This window comes from Bacillus sp. z26, assembly GCF_058313635.1.
Genome location: NZ_JBZFQM010000001.1, coordinates 982,107 through 996,564, shown reverse-complemented (window position 1 = coordinate 996,564; position 14,458 = coordinate 982,107). Strand labels below are relative to the sequence as shown.

The 14,458-nt window shown below is 37.8% G+C and carries 16 protein-coding genes; 10 read left to right on the top strand and 6 right to left on the bottom strand.

All coding sequences use genetic code 11. The annotated features are described in order from the left end of the window. Positions 1-65: 65 nt before the first annotated feature. From tpx to AC4G3K_RS04660, 4 genes are all read left to right on the top strand, one after another. Entirely contained in the window at positions 66-566 is a 501-nt protein-coding gene (tpx, locus tag AC4G3K_RS04675) for a thiol peroxidase (protein WP_491076114.1), read from the top strand. A gap of 179 nt (positions 567-745) precedes the next feature. After that, a complete protein-coding gene (locus AC4G3K_RS04670) occupies positions 746-1,732 on the top strand; it encodes a class I SAM-dependent methyltransferase (protein WP_491076113.1) in 987 nt (328 codons plus the stop codon). A 205-nt stretch (positions 1,733-1,937) separates the two neighbouring features. Next, complete coding sequence (locus tag AC4G3K_RS04665; RefSeq protein ID WP_491076112.1) at positions 1,938-3,125, top strand: acetate kinase; 1,188 nt, start codon at positions 1,938-1,940, stop codon at positions 3,123-3,125. 381 nt (positions 3,126-3,506) lie between these two features. Further along, a complete protein-coding gene (locus AC4G3K_RS04660; RefSeq protein WP_491076111.1) occupies positions 3,507-4,346 on the top strand; it encodes an EcsC family protein in 840 nt (279 codons plus the stop codon). Positions 4,347-4,465: 119 nt separating this feature from the next. On the opposite strand, the gene AC4G3K_RS04655 is transcribed toward AC4G3K_RS04660, so the two are convergent. After that, a complete protein-coding gene (locus AC4G3K_RS04655; RefSeq protein ID WP_491132595.1) occupies positions 4,466-4,780 on the bottom strand; it encodes a hypothetical protein in 315 nt (104 codons plus the stop codon). 230 nt (positions 4,781-5,010) lie between these two features. Between AC4G3K_RS04655 and AC4G3K_RS04650 the strand changes: the two genes are divergently transcribed. Continuing rightward, positions 5,011-6,219 carry an argininosuccinate synthase gene (locus AC4G3K_RS04650; RefSeq protein WP_491132594.1) on the top strand — a complete coding sequence of 403 codons (1,209 nt, stop codon included), beginning with the start codon at positions 5,011-5,013 and terminating at the stop codon, positions 6,217-6,219. After that, the gene (gene argH / locus AC4G3K_RS04645; protein WP_491132593.1) at positions 6,216-7,589 is read left to right on the top strand and encodes an argininosuccinate lyase; all 1,374 of its coding nucleotides are present in this window, start codon (positions 6,216-6,218) and stop codon (positions 7,587-7,589) included. The genes AC4G3K_RS04650 and argH overlap by 4 nt, the downstream gene beginning before the upstream one ends. An 80-nt stretch (positions 7,590-7,669) precedes the next feature. Here argH and AC4G3K_RS04640 read toward each other — a convergent pair whose 3' ends face one another. Together AC4G3K_RS04640 and AC4G3K_RS04635 are read right to left on the bottom strand one after the other, a co-directional pair. Beyond that, positions 7,670-8,122, bottom strand: a complete 453-nt coding sequence (locus tag AC4G3K_RS04640; protein ID WP_491076107.1) for a universal stress protein — start codon at positions 8,120-8,122, stop codon at positions 7,670-7,672. A gap of 252 nt (positions 8,123-8,374) precedes the next feature. Beyond that, positions 8,375-9,466, bottom strand: coding sequence for a M24 family metallopeptidase (locus AC4G3K_RS04635; protein WP_491132592.1), 1,092 nt, complete (start codon positions 9,464-9,466; stop codon positions 8,375-8,377). 133 nt (positions 9,467-9,599) lie between these two features. Here AC4G3K_RS04635 and AC4G3K_RS04630 point away from each other — a divergent pair, with 133 nt between their 5' ends. The 3 genes from AC4G3K_RS04630 (at position 9,600) to AC4G3K_RS04620 (ending at position 11,984) form a co-directional block, all read left to right on the top strand. After that, a complete protein-coding gene (locus AC4G3K_RS04630) occupies positions 9,600-10,277 on the top strand; it encodes a metal-dependent hydrolase (protein WP_491076105.1) in 678 nt (225 codons plus the stop codon). Between the two features lie 91 nt (positions 10,278-10,368). Beyond that, a complete protein-coding gene (locus AC4G3K_RS04625) occupies positions 10,369-10,617 on the top strand; it encodes a hypothetical protein (protein WP_491076104.1) in 249 nt (82 codons plus the stop codon). Positions 10,618-10,676: 59 nt separating this feature from the next. Beyond that, positions 10,677-11,984 (top strand): DRTGG domain-containing protein, encoded by a 1,308-nt coding sequence (locus AC4G3K_RS04620; protein ID WP_491076103.1) that lies wholly within the window; start codon positions 10,677-10,679, stop codon positions 11,982-11,984. A 73-nt stretch (positions 11,985-12,057) separates the two neighbouring features. On the opposite strand, the gene AC4G3K_RS04615 is transcribed toward AC4G3K_RS04620, so the two are convergent. Then, entirely contained in the window at positions 12,058-12,360 is a 303-nt protein-coding gene (locus AC4G3K_RS04615; protein WP_491076102.1) for a YtpI family protein, read from the bottom strand. A gap of 151 nt (positions 12,361-12,511) precedes the next feature. On the opposite strand from AC4G3K_RS04615, the gene AC4G3K_RS04610 reads away from it, so the two are divergent. Then, positions 12,512-13,456, top strand: a complete 945-nt coding sequence (locus AC4G3K_RS04610; RefSeq protein ID WP_491076101.1) for a DHH family phosphoesterase — start codon at positions 12,512-12,514, stop codon at positions 13,454-13,456. A gap of 40 nt (positions 13,457-13,496) precedes the next feature. Here the strand turns inward: AC4G3K_RS04610 and ytrI are convergent, their stop codons facing one another. After that, positions 13,497-13,997 carry a sporulation membrane protein YtrI gene (ytrI, locus tag AC4G3K_RS04605; RefSeq protein WP_491076100.1) on the bottom strand — a complete coding sequence of 167 codons (501 nt, stop codon included), beginning with the start codon at positions 13,995-13,997 and terminating at the stop codon, positions 13,497-13,499. After that, on the bottom strand, positions 13,994-14,329 hold the full coding sequence (ytrH, locus tag AC4G3K_RS04600) for a sporulation membrane protein YtrH (protein WP_491076252.1): 336 nt from the start codon (positions 14,327-14,329) through the stop codon (positions 13,994-13,996). The genes ytrI and ytrH overlap by 4 nt, the downstream gene beginning before the upstream one ends. Positions 14,330-14,458: the final 129 nt, after the last annotated feature.

Sequence of the window (14,458 nt, the reverse complement as noted above, 5' to 3'; positions counted from 1 at the left end):
AAAAGTATGAATATCTCTATACTTAAAATTGAAGAGATAATATCGGGACATAAGGAGGAATTGGTGTGGCAACAGTAACATTTAAAGGAAATCCGGTTACTTTGATTGGTAAAGAATTAAAAGCAGGTGATTCTGCACCAGATTTTACAGTGCTGGCAAATGACTTATCCCCAGTAACCCTGAAGGATACAGACGGGAAAGTAAGAATTATCAGTGTTGTACCATCTTTGGATACAGGTGTTTGTGATGCACAAACTAGAAAATTCAATGAAGAGGCAGCAAAATTAGAGGATGTTGTTGTACTGACGGTTAGCATGGATCTTCCTTTTGCTCAAAAACGCTGGTGCGCAGCAGCAGGTTTAGAAAATGTGATGACGGTGTCTGATCACCGTGATGGTTCTTTTGGAGAAGCGTATGGTGTATTGATGAAAGAATTACGTTTATTGGCCCGTTCTGTCTTTGTTATCGACAGCGCTAATAAAATAACATATGTGGAGTATGTTCCTGAAGGCACTACTCATCCGCAATATGAAGCGGCACTTGAAGCGGCAAAAGCTGCGAAATAAATTTTAAAATAAAAGAAATGAACTGCCCCTTGAAGTTAGACAGAGATTCTAACATTAAGGGGCGTTTTTTTGGCGTGAGATAAGTCTTCTTTGTTTTATGAATGAATTAGACTTGTTCTTTAGGAAACGTAATACTACAATGGGGAAAGTAAATGTGCAAAAAGCTGGAGGAAATGATAATGATTACAACAAATGTTGAAACAATATACGAATTGATAACATCAACAGCGAAGATAATACAAGAGGAGCTAGGAATTACCGAAATGGAAGCAATTGCGGATACGGGAGAAAATTGGTTCCACGATGCCGTACTTCAGGAGGAATTGAGTGAACTGGCAGTCAAACGATTAAAGAAAAGCTATCAGGATAAACCTTTAGATCAGTTTAGTAAAGAGGATATCCGAAAAGGTTGGCAATTAGCCGTATTGAAGTCCATGAGAACCAATGTTCAGGCTAATCATCAAATGACTCCGGATGCATTAGGATTCTTATTTGCTTACCTGCTTGAAAAGTTCACAAAAAAACAAGAATCATTAACCATAACAGATCTGGCAGTTGGAACAGGCAACCTTCTGTTTTCTGTGTTGAATACGATAGATAATAAAGAAGTAGATGCTACAGGCGTTGAAGTAGATGATACGTTAATAAGGTTGGCTTATTGCGGAGCTAATTTAATTGGACATCCGATCCAATTTTTACATCAGGATAGTTTGCAGCCATTATTTATTAATCCCGCTGATGCAATTGTTTGTGATTTGCCAATTGGCTATTATCCAAACGATCAACGAGCGGCAGAGTTTAAATTAAAATCAGAAAACGGAATGTCCTATGCCCACCATTTATTAATAGAACAAAGTTTTACGTACGCAAAAGAAGGGGCTTATTTATTTTTCTTAATTCCTAATGATCTATTCAACACATCAGAGGCTAAAGCACTCCATCAGTTTATTCATGAAGAGGGGTATATTCAAGGGATGATTCAGCTGCCTGAGAGTTTATTCCAGTCTAAGCAATCGTCAAAAAGCATTCTTATCCTGCAGAAAAAAGGGAATGATATAAAAGCACCAAAACAGGTATTGCTCGTTAATATGCCAAAACTATCTGACCGGGAAGCTACAGCCTCCATGTTAAATAAAATAGATGCATGGATAGAAGAAGAAAAGTAAATATAGGTAATCGATGACCATCACTGCTTTTTTTTGACAAGTAGGAATTATTAGAATAAAATAATATCATTGTGAAAACGGTAACAAAGTAATTTCGGCTTGCGAGAACGCTGTTTCAATGTTTTAATTGGAATCGAGAACCTCTAAATAAACAGTTATCGTGTAACATCTACGTCTATTCACAAATGTAAGGAGCAGAGAATATATGTCAAAAATAATCGCGATTAATGCAGGAAGTTCCTCTTTAAAATTTCAATTATTTGAGATGCCTGAGGAGACTGTAATCACTAAAGGGATTGTAGAAAGAATCGGACTTCAAGACTCCATTTTTACAATTACGGTAAATGGTGAAAAGAAAACAATGGTTACAGAAATACCTGACCATTCTGTTGCCGTAAAGCTTTTGCTTGAAAAGCTTACTGAATATAAAATCATCAATTCTCTTGAAGAAATTGAAGGAATTGGACACAGAATTGTACATGGTGGAGAAATCTTTAAGGATTCTGCTGTTATTACAGATGAAGTGTTAGAACAAATTGAAGACTTGGCTGAATTAGCGCCGCTTCACAATCGTGCTAACGCAACTGGTATCAGAGCTTTCCGTGAAGTATTACCAAACGTACCGGCGGTTGCTGTTTTCGATACAGCATTCCACCAAACAATGCCTGAAAGCTCTTATCTGTACAGCTTGCCATATGACTACTATAAAGATTACGGAATCCGTAAATATGGTTTCCACGGAACTTCTCATAAATATGTATCCGAGCGTGCAGCAGAGTTATTAAAACGTCCACTTGAGCAATTGCGCTTAATCTCCTGCCACTTAGGAAATGGAGCAAGTATTACAGCAATTGAAGGCGGAAAATCAATCGATACAACAATGGGATTCACTCCATTGGAAGGTTTAACAATGGGAACAAGATCTGGAAGCTTAGACCCTGCTTTAATCCCATTCTTAATGTCTAAAACAGGCAAAACAGCTGAAGATGTAATCAATATTCTTAATAAAAAATCCGGTATGCTTGGTGTTTCCGGTTTCTCCAGCGATTTGCGTGATATTGAACAAGCTGCTGAAGAAGGTAACGAGCGCGCTGAATTGGCTATATCTAAATTTGCAGATGGAATTCACAAATACATCGGTTCCTATGCAGCAAAAATGAATGGCGTAGACGCAATCATCTTCACTGCAGGTATCGGTGAAAATAGTTCTGAAATTCGTGCGCGTGTATTAAAAGGCTTGGAATTCATGGGCGTATACTGGGATCCAGCTTTAAATAACGTACGTGGAAAAGAACAGTTTGTAAACCACCCATACTCACCGGTTAAAGTTATTATCATCCCAACAGATGAAGAAGTAATGATTGCCCGTGATGTAGTACGTTTAACACATTAATAACTGGCTATAAAAAGGAAAATCACTTTGGTGTTTTTCCTTTTTAGCTATTTGAAAGGGAATTTAGAAATGGCATTAGGGCCCATATTCTGAATTCCTTGTTTATTTATGAATATGAAAATTTTACGATATTTGCTTTTTTATTATCGTGACATACATAACTGCTATGTTTGACTACCAAAACCGCTAATCTCCCCTGCTTAATCTATTTAATTCCTCTCTATATGTATCAATTTGTACGATATTTATAAGTGAATTTTACCCATTTAATTCATCTATACAAATCAGATATGACCAAATGTAATGATATTTTGCGGAAGGAAGAAATTAGGTTAATATGTGATATACTTTTTATAATAGACCATTTAAAGAGGTGATTATATGGCATTTACGAAACGAGATCAGGAAATTTGGATGGAATTAAAAGAATGGGAAGCAGAAATGAAAGCAAGTGAACCAACCGATTTTGAAACGTATTATGATCGATGGATTGAGAATATGTTCAGGCTGTTGCCGGAGAGTACACAACAGGAATTTTTCTCTAGAATGGATAATTGGTTATTTCACCTGCATGCCATGATTCATGAATCCCAATTTCAAATAGATGCACGGAATCGAATAGTCACAAATGCGCGTATTTTTAATGAAAATATCTCTACCTTGAGTGACTTAAAAGATCTTTCCATTGATCAGCTCTCCTATATTGCTGAACAGCAAGTAGCCAGACATCGGCTTTATTCTTTCGTACAGGGGGGATTTTCGGCTATTAATGGTGGCTTAGTATTGGCAGCAGATTTGCCGGCTCAAATGGTAATCAACTTAAGGAGCATTCAGTTGATTGGTATTTCATATGGTTATGAAATGAATACACCTTATGAGATTATGCTTTCATTAAAGGTATTCCATGCAGGTACAATGCCTGATCGAATGCAAAAATATTTCTGGGAAACACTAATGGAAGATCTGGAACATCCCCCATCTTATTTTTATGAAGGGGAGGAAGAGATGAGTAATATATTTTGGTTTGACCAGCCTATTAAACAAATGATGAAGGCAATGGCTATTTATTTCTTTCGGAAAAAGGTATTTAAAGGATTCCCGGTTATCAGTGCGGCGATTGGTTCAAGTGCAAATTACCGCTTAACTAAAAGAGTGACGGATTTCGCAGATAAATTTTATAAGTACCGATACTTAAGTGAGAAAGAGAGTCTTTCATCATGAATGAAGGTATAGATCAACAAAGGTGTGAAACCTCTTGGTACATTGGAAATTGCATAATAAGTGAATAAAATAATAAGAGCCGTCCCTAAAAAAGGGCGGTTTTTTAATTGATTTATCCATTATGAATGAGTCTTACTTGTTATATCCTGGTTGGTTCGGTACCAAATCCATAAATCATTAATGATTGCGGCATGTTCAGCGATTTCATAATTAAGAGTACATGCTGCTTCAAAATCGTCCTCATTATTTAAGAGATTTAATTTATGATGAATCAGTCTTTCTAATTGTGTTATACGTTCCGGAATTGTCCCTCTAATCTGTTCCCAGTGAACAAGAATAGCTTGCTGCATGGCTAATGGATAGACAAAGAAGTCTTGCTTTAAACGAGGAATCGGTATACCGAGGCGTTCATTGTAAATAAAAATATCGTCCATCTTGTTTCACTCCCCAAAGTTTAATTCATAAAAATAGTTTACACAAGTTGACAGTTATATACTAATTTCTTTTTTTATCAAGGTGTTACATCTATGGTAAAACAATTCAATTAAAAATAAATTTTCAGTTAACACTTGAAAAAGTAACATATTGTTGGTAAAGTGAATAACATATTCTAATGCATAAAAATATTATTTATTGAATAAATATACATCGGAGGGGATCGTTCATGAATAAAGATAAAGTAGTTCTTGCCTATTCAGGGGGATTAGATACATCGGTTGCTATATCCTGGTTAAAACAGAAGGGGTATGACGTTGTGGCATGCTGCCTGGACGTAGGAGAAGGTAAAGATTTAGATTTTATAAAAGAAAAGGCTATAAAGGTTGGTGCCTGTACTTCTTATGTTATAGATGCAAAGGAAGAATTCGCGAATGATTTTGCTTTGATAGCGCTTCAGGCGCATGCGATGTATGAAGGGAAATATCCGTTGATATCAGCTTTATCGAGACCGTTAATAGCTAAAAAGCTGGTAGAAGTAGCGGAAAAGGAAAATGCGGTAGCTGTTGCACATGGCTGTACAGGTAAAGGGAATGACCAGGTACGTTTTGAAGTGTCTATTCAGGCATTAAATCCTGATTTAAAAGTATTTGCTCCTGTCAGAGAATGGGGCTGGTCTCGTGAAGAGGAAATTGAATATGCTAAACAAAACAATATACCAATTCCAATCAATTTGGATAGTCCATATTCTATTGACCAAAATTTATGGGGGCGCAGCAATGAATGCGGTGTTCTTGAGGATCCCTGGGCAGCTCCTCCGGAAGGAGCATATGATTTAACAGAAGCTTTAGAACATACTCCTGATGCCCCGGATATGGTAGAAATCACTTTTAAAGAAGGAGTTCCTGTTGCCTTAAATGGAATAGAGTATCCATTGTCCACATTGATCCTAAATCTTAATGATCTTGCCGGTAAACATGGTGTTGGCAGAATTGATCATGTAGAAAATCGACTGGTTGGAATTAAATCAAGAGAAATATATGAGTGTCCAGGTGCGCTGACATTAATTAAAGCGCATAAGGAGCTTGAAGATTTAACAATGGTAAAGGAACTGGCACACTTTAAGCCGGTTATTGAGAAGAAACTAACAGAGCTTATCTATGAAGGCTTATGGTTCTCGCCTCTAAAAGACTCTCTGATAGCGTTTTTGAAACAATCTCAAAGCTTTGTTACAGGTGTTGTGCGCGTTAAACTATTTAAAGGGCATGCCATTATAGAAGGTCGAAAATCTGAATACTCTCTGTACAATGAAAATCTGGCAACTTATACATCAGCAGATGAATTTGATCATGAAAGTGCGGTTGGCTTTATCAATTTATGGGGACTGCCTACAAAAGTAAACAGTCAGGTTCATAATCAAAAGAAGGTGTCTGTGTGAAAAAACTATGGGGAGGCAGATTTACTAAAACCGCCGAAGAATGGATTGATTCTTTTGGTGCTTCCATCTCTTTTGATCAGGAGTTGGTCATGGAAGACCTCGAAGGAAGCCTCGCCCATGTGACGATGCTTGGTGCATGTGGAATCCTGGCGGAAGAAGAAGTTGATATCATTAAAAAGGGATTGAACTCTTTAAAAGCAAAGGCTGAAAAAGGAGAGCTATCTTTTTCTGTAGAATATGAAGACATCCATTTAAATTTAGAGAAATTACTTATAGATGAAATTGGTCCTTTGGGAGGTAAATTGCATACAGCCAGAAGCCGTAATGATCAAGTGGCAACCGATATGCATTTATATTTACGTGCTCAGGTCTCTGAAATCATCGATGGAATTACGGAATTTCAAAAAACGCTGATTCAGGTGGCTGAGAAACATATTGAGACAGTTGTTCCGGGATATACCCATTTGCAAAGAGCTCAGCCTATATCACTGGGTCATCATTTCATGGCCTATTTTTGGATGCTGCAGCGTGATAAGGATCGTTTGCAGGACAGCTTAAAGAGAATTAATTTATCGCCTCTTGGAGCAGGTGCTTTGGCTGGTACCACATTTCCGATTGACCGTGAACTGACGGCTGAGTTAATGGGGTTTGATGGAATATATAAAAATAGTTTAGACGCGGTAAGTGATCGGGACTTCATTGCAGAATTCCTGAATAATGCCTCCTTAATCATGATGCATTTGTCCAGATTCAGCGAAGAAATTATACTATGGTCCAGTCAGGAGTTTCATTTTATAGAGTTGGATGATACGTTTTCAACCGGTTCAAGTATAATGCCGCAAAAGAAAAATCCAGATATGGCTGAGCTGATTCGCGGTAAAACCGGCCGAGTATATGGAAATGCGTTTGGATTATTAACACTTTTAAAAGGCTTGCCGCTTGCTTACAATAAAGATATGCAAGAGGATAAAGAAGGGATGTTTGATACAGTCATAACGGTAAAAGGATCTTTAAAGATTTTTAATGGAATGATAGAAACCATGAAAGTTCATACCAATGTGATGAAGGAAGCGGTGTATAATGATTTTTCAAATGCGACCGAACTGGCGGATTACTTGGCAGCAAAGGGTATTCCTTTCCGCGAAGCACATGAAATTGTCGGTAAATTAGTACTCTTTTGTATACAAAAAGGGTATTACCTTCTCGATATTCCATTCGAAACATTAAAAGAAGCATCCGAACTTATCGAAAAAGATGTATATGAAGCACTGAAACCAGAAGAGGCTGTGAGAAGAAGAAATAGCTCGGGGGGAACAGGCTTTAACCAAGTGAGACTGGCCATTGATCAAGCAAAGAGTTTACTTGATTAATAGCTATCATACAGCAAAATCCCATGTGCCAAAGACATGGGATTTTTGCTGTTTAAATCGGATTACTCTGTTACTTTTTATTAAGCTGGTTTCTCGTCGGAACGGATAACCATTACATCGCATTTTGCATAACGGATAATATGTTCTGAAACGCTTCCGATAAAGAAACGTTCAACGGCATTTAAACCAGTTGCGCCACATATAATCAAGTCCACATTATAGGATTTGGCGATATCTTTAGGAATTTTCACTTTTGGAGAGCCAAATTCAATACAGACGGCAACATCTCTGACGCCTGCATCAAGTGCCATTTGTTTATATTCTTCTAAAAGGTCTTTTGCATATTGTTCAGCACTCTCAGAAATGGAAATGCTGTACGCTTCAACTGCGGCAAAGGTACGGTTGTCGACAACATGAGCTAATACTAATCTGGCATCATTTCGTTTAGCCACATCAATTGCTTTTTTAAACGCCCATTCTGCTTCCTGTGAACCGTCTACTGCCACAAGGATATTATTATAGGATATTGCCATATTAATCTCCTCCTTTAAGTATATTTATATTATACTACAAATTACACGAAAAGTCGGAAAATTATATGAACATATTATGAAAAGAAGTTTAATTTCATAAAAATACTACAAATTCAAATATATTATTTTTTGAATTATTATTATAAAATAACTATTGGAGTCGCATATAAATTGAAATTTTCTTACCCCGGCTAGATGTTTCTATTTTTAATCATATAAAAACAGCGAGTGATCCTCGCTGTCTGTTGACTATTAAATGGTTACCAGTTCTTTAGGGAATTTAGTGAGTATCTCCACACCGTTTTCTGTCACATACAAATCATCTTCAATCCGTACACCGGCTTTGCCAGGCACGTATATACCAGGTTCGATTGTAAAGACCATTCCTTCCTGAAGAGGCAGAGTGTTTATTTCAGTCAAGGAAGGATATTCATGCACGCTGATGCCAAGTCCATGGCCAAGGCGATGAGGGAAGTAGTCACCATACCCTTTATCTCTGATAATAGTACGGGCTGTTAAATCAATTTCGGCGCACGTTTTACCAGGTCGACATGCTTGAACAGCAGCAATTTGGGCCTCGAGTACAGTATCGTAGATTTCCTTTTGGACCTCATTTATTTGCCCGTAAGCAACTGTACGTGTGATATCGGAACAATATCCATCCACGACTACACCTAAGTCGAAGAGGACCAAATCACCCTTTTTGACTTTAGTCTGTCCTGGAACTCCATGAGGGGAAGCGGCATTGTCACCAGTCAGTACCATTGTGGCAAAAGACATTTCCGATACGCCTTCTTTTTTTAATTGATACTCTAATGCAGCCAGTATTTCCATTTCAGTTTTACCTTCTGCAATTTCTTCAGTTCCAATTTTTACGGCATAATCAGCAAGGCGACACGCTTCTTTAATGATTTTTAATTCAGATGGACTTTTTATCATACGCATTTGGCGCATTTTTTCTTCTGCTGATAAGTATGTAGGATGATTCAAGATGGAATTAAGTCCTTCAAGACGTTCCATCGTTAAATGTTCTTTTTCTACTGCTAAGGCTTGAATAGTAATGTTCCGTTTATTCAATGTTTCCTTAATGACTTCCCAAGGATTTTGTGTATCGGATATCCCTAGTACTTCATAACGCCAGCCAGCCTGTTTTACATCTGGAACCTCCATTTGTGGGCATATTAATATAGGTTCTTCAGTAGGAAATGCGAGTACAGCCAATAAGCGTTCATGAGGGTCGCTATAGAACCCGCTAAGATAAAATACATTTTCTGTAGATGTAATAAAAGCAGCATCAGCCTGTTTTTCGGTCAGCCAATTTGCCAATTGGTTCAATTTACTCATATCGTACCTCCATTAAAATTTATGTAAATGTTACTATGACAGTAGATTATCAATTATATAGTATAAAGTAAATTGTTAGATAACTTAAGAAAAAGGGTATTTATTGAAAAAAACAGAGAAAGGGCTGAATTAAATGAAAGTATCTTTCCATGGCCATTCCGTTGTAAAAATTGAAACTAGAGGAAAGCAGCTGCTGATCGATCCGTTTATTACAGGAAATGATCTCACTGATTTAAAAGTTGGAGATCTAAAGCCTGATTATATCTTAATTACCCATGGACATGATGATCACTTAGGGGATACGGTTCAGTTAGCAAAAGATCATGATGCGCTTGTTATTTGTAATTTTGAATTAAGTACATACCTGGGATGGAAAGGTGTAAAAACACATGGCATGTCCATTGGAGGAGCATATGACTTTGAGTTTGGAAGAGTTAAACTTACCCAAGCTTTTCATGGAACAGGATTCGAGGAAAATGGTCAAATGATTTATGGCGGAATGCCTGCTGGACTATTGATTACAGCTGAGGATAAAACAATTTATCATGCTGGAGATACAGGGTTGTTCTCGGATATGAAGCTGATTGGTGATCGTCATCCTATTGATTTAGCCTTCTTGCCGATAGGAGACAATTTTACTATGGGGCCGGAGGATGCTGCCTTGGCTGCAGAGTTTCTACATCCTAAACTAGTAGTTCCTATTCACTATAATACGTTTCCTCCTATTAAGCAGGATCCTTATTATTTTGCCTCCTTATGTGGGAAGAATCTTGTTCAAGTAATGAATCCGGGAGAGTCTATTGAATTATAAAGAATTGAAGCACGCATGAAGCATAGAGCTATATGTGTGCTTCTTTTTTTTTCGTTTATTCATATATTTATTCTATAGGAGGGATGAATCAATGAAAATCCGTTATGGAATATGTCTGGTCAGCAGTTTAGCCATGATGATATGGGCGCTTCCCTATTTATCATTTGAAGGGAATCTGGAAGAAAGTCTTTTTTCATCCGCATGGCTTGCACTGGTCTTTAGTGTAATGGGAGGGAATCTATCAGCTATTCTTTATAATGAAGGCAAAAAAGGGACAACCGTACAGGCAAAAAAAGCAGAAAAACCCCTTATTTCCAAGCAATATAAAAGGTCACGTTGATTGATTGGAGCGTTTCCCATTATAATAGTAATAATGGATAACGAAAAAGGGTGAATAGTTTGGCTACTAAGCATGAACAAATACTAGCATATATTGATGAACTTCCGATCGGTCAAAAAATCTCGGTACGGCAAATTGCAAAAGCGCTAAGCGTTAGTGAGGGGACCGCCTATCGAGCAATTAAAGAGGCAGAAAATAAAGGGTATGTCAGTACGATTGAAAGAGTTGGAACGATTCGTATTGAACGCAAGAAAAAAGAAAATATAGAGAGATTGACATTTGCTGAGGTAGTCAATATAGTGGATGGTCAGGTACTCGGAGGCAGAACAGGGCTTCATAAAACCCTGAATAAATTTGTCATCGGAGCTATGGAACTGGAAGCCATGATGCGTTACACAGAGGCGGGCAATCTTCTAATTGTCGGGAACCGTGTTAAGGCGCATGAACTTGCATTAACAGCAGGAGCAGCTGTTCTCATTACCGGCGGGTTTGATACAGCTGAATCCGTAAAAAGGCTGGCTGATGAGTTACAAATGCCCGTAATTTCTACATCCTATGATACCTTTACGGTTGCTACAATGATTAATAGGGCAATTTATGATCAGCTTATCAAGAAAGAAATTTTACTTGTTGAAGATATTCTTATTCCAATTCAGCAAACAGAAGTCCTGAAAGTGGGCAACACAATCGAAAGATGGACGGAGCTGAATAGAACAACAAAACACAGCCGCTTTCCGGTAGTGGATGAAAGTCTTCGTTTGCAGGGAATGGTTACATCCAGGGATATTCTGGGTCATGACGCTTCCGTGCAGATTGAAAAGGTGATGACTAAGAATCCTATCTTTGTAGGTGAAAAAACAAGTGTGGCTTCAGCTGCCCATATGATGGTTTGGGAAAGTATTGAATTACTGCCGGTCGTAGATAATCGTAATCTGTTGATTGGAATCATTAGCAGACAAGATGTCCTGAAGGCACTGCAAATGAGCCAGCGTCAGCCGCAGGTTGGAGAAACAATTGATGATGTCATAGCGAATCAAATGACTGTTGTTCAAGGTGAGGATACGTATCAGTGTGAAGTGACGCCGCAAATGACTAACCAGTTGGGTACCATTTCTTATGGCGTATTCACGGCTATGGTCATTGAAGCGACGAACAGAGTGATGAGAGGATATAAACGCGGGGATTTAGTTGTTGAAAATATGACAATTTATTTCCTTAAGCCTGTACAGCTGGAGAGCAGACTCAAAATCGTTCCAAAGGTTCTGGAAATTGGCCGGAAGTTTGGAAAAGTTGATATAGAAGTCTTCAATGAGGGCAAATTGGTTGGAAAAGCGATGATGACATGCCAATTATTAGAGAGAACGTAATCTGTTATAAAAAAATTGCCTTTATAGTTACTATAAAGGCAATTTGCTTATTTTTTGGTATTTCCGTGATACATTATTTCATAGCTGCATGATATTCTTCTTCAGCCAGGGGAGCATAGTATTTATACATTTTTATACCGTTATAAACACTCATTCCACCTACTAGGATGAAGATTGCAGCAACGATAAAGGTAACAGTCGATTGAAATAGGAATAGCTGATTAAGGCCAAACAGAGTTACAAACAATCCTAAAGAGATTGATGATTTACCGGTTAGATGTGCTCGCTGCATAGGTAGCTTGGTTCTGAAATATTTTGTCTTATAATAAATAAAAAAAGAAAAAGACATGACAATCAAAAATACGAATATAATCATACATTGTGCCTCCAAATGGTTTGTATCCCTATATTGTACAAGATTTTGAAAAAATGTACCAATATGGATTTTAGCAGACCTTTCTATATCCTTTACTAGGGATAGCAGATGCATTGTATACATAAATAAGCAACTTAAAAGGAGAAGAGCGATGAAAGAACAGATTATAGAAGCAATAAAAACATATAATACGATTATTTTGCACAGGCATGTTCGTCCGGACCCTGACGCCTATGGATCACAATGCGGATTAGGAGAAATGATTAAGTATTCGTTTCCGGATAAACGTGTTTTCATGGTTGGGCAAGAAGAGGAGTCTTTACACTTTTTAAAGAGGCTTGATGTCATTTCTGATGAAGTATATAAAGGGGCATTGGTTATTGTTTGTGATACAGCCAATCAGGCAAGGGTCTGTGATCAGCGTTACACGAAAGGCGATATGCTCATTAAAATAGATCATCATCCGAATGAGGATCCTTATGGAGATCTTTTATGGGTAGATACATCAGCCAGTTCCTGCAGTGAAATGATTTATGAATTATTTGAGTATGGTAAAGATAAAGGGTTCCGTATGAATCAAGAAGCAGCACGCTTATTGTATGCGGGGATAGTTGGTGACACGGGAAGATTCCTTTACCCAAGCACGACTGACAAAACATTCCTGTATGCGGGTGAGCTTATTCAGTATGGATTTAATCGCTCCGACATATACAATGGCATGTATGATGTGGATGAATCGGTCGTTCGCCTGAATGGGTATGTATTTGAAAACTTCAAAATAATTAATCCAGGAGTAGGCGTAGTCGTTATTAGGCAGGAGACGATGAACAAATTCGGTGTGAAACCCTCTGAAGCCTCTTTACTCGTTAGTACATTAGGTTCAGTAAAGGGAATCAATGCATGGGTATTTTTCATAGAAGAAGATGAGGAAATTCGTGTTCGCCTCAGATCCAAAGGACCTGTTATTAATAAGGTGGCTATGAAATACAATGGAGGGGGTCACCCTATGGCATCAGGCGCGACCATTTACAATTGGGAAGATATGGATCATGTGCTCGCTGATCTCGTCCAGGTTTGTTCTGACTACTTAGTCTAAATAAATTAATAACAGCCAGGTATGAGGTGCCCGGCTGTTATTATATTTGTTTAATCGATAAATCAATCTCGATATGTGTATAAATAATTAATTCCTTAATTTCCACTTGGTAGTGCCTGCCGTTTAATTTGATATCCTTATTAATAATGGCTCTTTTAAGGAGCTCTTTTCCGCGGCTGACACTTTCCAAATCTTTGCCTAATAAACTGTCAAAGTCCTTCTTAATGCTTTGCTCTACTTCAAAAATACTGAGGGGATCCAATCTGTATTTTTTATAGTTTATTATACGGATAGATATATCCTGCACAAGTAATTTACTTTCATTTTTTTTGTTTAAAATTTCATATTCATTTTGCCATATCTCAAGCTCATCGTGTAAATCTTTAATGGCATCTTGTTGCGTTTCAATCAATTGAATCTGTTTTTCCTGCAAGTCCCCAAACATATACAAAAAAAGACCCCAGCCTATAATGGCCCCCATAATCATTCCTGCAAAAAAACGCTGCCACAGGGGGTTTCTATAATACGGAGGGATTCTCATGGATTCAGTTGCTCCTGTGTCAACCATTGGATAATAAGTGCGCCCGCCTGTGCTCCTCCAAGTGCAGAAATAATTATTAAAATTTGTTTGAATAAATCTTTGGTCGCGCCGTGAAAGATGCCTCGTTCAAATGAATAGACCGCATCAAATGTCCCGCCGATAGCTGCTACTATAGCCCAAATTCTCAATCCTTCTGAAAGCCGGTATACATGAGTTAATGGGGGTTGACCGGTTATGAAAGCAGCCAATCCACCAATTAACGACCCGCCTAGTAAAACGCCAAATGATATGAAGAAACTGTTTATAAAAGCTGGTAAAAAAGCTTGGTTCATCATCCTCGTCCTTTTTGTTTTTTTACATATATATGAGGGTGTAGTACTTAATATGTAACTTAGAAAAAGTTATCAAAACTTTACCGAACATATTTTCTTTTTTTGCATGGGACTTCTATAATAGATATA